Origin of the sequence: Pseudomonas sp. NPDC089569 (assembly GCF_050280625.1) — a bacterium.
Classification (GTDB): Bacteria; Pseudomonadota; Gammaproteobacteria; order Pseudomonadales; family Pseudomonadaceae; genus Aquipseudomonas.
The window spans coordinates 1-1,881 of the sequence record NZ_JBNNVQ010000245.1; the positions used below are offsets into that span (position 1 = coordinate 1).

1 pseudogene is annotated in these 1,881 nt (G+C 60.4%); it reads right to left on the bottom strand.

Going from position 1 to position 1,881, the window contains the following annotated elements:
• Nucleotides 1-1,817 (bottom strand): annotated as a pseudogene (infB, locus tag ACQKP2_RS32725) (translation initiation factor IF-2); the annotation flags it as partial.
• Between the last annotated feature and the right edge of the window lie 64 nt (nucleotides 1,818-1,881).

Here is a 1,881-nt window from a genome sequence, read left to right on the forward strand (position 1 = left end):
GTCTTCTTCTCTTCCTGACCCATGCTTTCGAAGATGTTTTCCAGCTTGCCGGCGTGAGCGCGAGCCAGTTTGACTTCGCGGAACTTGCCTTGACGGAACAAAGCCACTTCACGGGCCTTCTTCTCGTCGGCCACTACGCTCATTTCGTCGCCTGCATCCGGAGTACCGTCCAGACCGAGGATCTCGACCGGGATGGCCGGACCGGCTTCCTTGATAGGCTTGCCGTTCTCGTCGAGCATGGCGCGAACACGGCCATAGTTCGAACCGACCAGGACCATGTCGCCCTGGCGCAGTGTACCGTCCTGAACCAGAACGGTAGCCACCGGGCCACGACCCTTGTCCAGGCGGGATTCAACCACGACACCACGGCCAGGGGCCGATGGCGTAGCGGTCAGTTCCAGAACTTCGGCTTGCAGCAGTACAGCTTCGAGCAGTTCGTCGACGCCGGTACCCATCTTCGCGGAAACCCCAACGAATGGAGTGTCACCACCCCAGTCTTCCGGAGTTACACCGTGTGCCGACAATTCGCTGCGGATGCGATCGAGATCGGCACCTGGCTTGTCGATCTTGTTCACAGCCACGACCAGCGGCACACCGGCGGCCTGGGCATGTTGAACAGCTTCAACGGTTTGCGGCATCACGCCGTCGTCCGCCGCAACCACCAGGATCACGATGTCGGTCGCCTTGGCACCACGGGCACGCATTGCGGTAAACGCAGCGTGACCCGGGGTATCGAGGAACGTCACCATGCCACGGTCGGTTTCAACGTGGTATGCACCGATGTGCTGGGTAATGCCGCCGGCTTCGCCAGCCGCGACCTTGGCACGACGGATGTAGTCGAGCAGGGAAGTCTTACCGTGGTCAACGTGGCCCATTACGGTCACGACCGGCGCACGGGCAACAGCCTCGCCTTCAAACTTCAGGGACTCGGCCAGGGAATCTTCCAGGGCGGTGTCGCTGATCAGGGTCACTTTGTGGCCCAACTCTTCAGCCACGAGCTGAGCAGTTTCCTGATCGAGCACCTGGTTGATGGTCGCTGGAGTACCCAGTTTGAACATGAACTTGATGATTTCTGCAGCCTTGACCGACATCTGCTGGGCCAGATCGCCCACGGTGATGGTCTCGCCGATTTTCACTTCGCGCACGACAGGACCGGTCGGGTTCTGGAAACCGTGTGCATTGCGTTTCTTCGGCTTGGCCTTGCCACGTCCGCCACGACGGAAGCCATCGCTTTCTTCGTCGGTGGTACGCGGGGCAACGCGTGGTGCAGGCGCCTTTTCCTTGACCGAAGCACGATGCGGCGCATTTTTGCGCTCGCCATCGCCACCACCGCGACGATTGTTTTCGTCGGCACGCGGTTTGTCCGGACGGCGCTGCTCATCACGCTTGCGAGTGTCAGCTACCGGAGCCGCGGCCACGACCGGCGCGCTTTCACGCACAGGTTCGACCTCCGCGACAGGCGCGGCAACAGGTTCGACGGGGGCGACCGGCGCAACAACAGGCTGGCGACGCGCTTCTTCTTCGGCACGACGCTTGGCTTCTTCTTCAGCCTTCTGACGTGCAGCATTTTCTACTGCACGGCGCTCTTCCAGCTCACGCTGGCGCTCGGCTTCGATTTCTTCCGGGCTACGCTGTACGAAAACTTTCTTTTTGCGTACTTCAACGCTGATGCTTTTGCTGCCAGCAACGCGCAGGGTGCTGGTGGTTTTACGCTGCAGCGTAATCTTGCGTGGTTCTTCCACTTTCGCCTTGTGGCTGCTTTTCAAGTGAGTCAGCAAGGATTGCTTTTCACTGTCAGTCACATGTTCTTCGGCGGCGATGCGCAGCACTGGCGTGATCACTGGTATCGCTCGCCCCTGCCATTCGCCAGCGACGGCATCG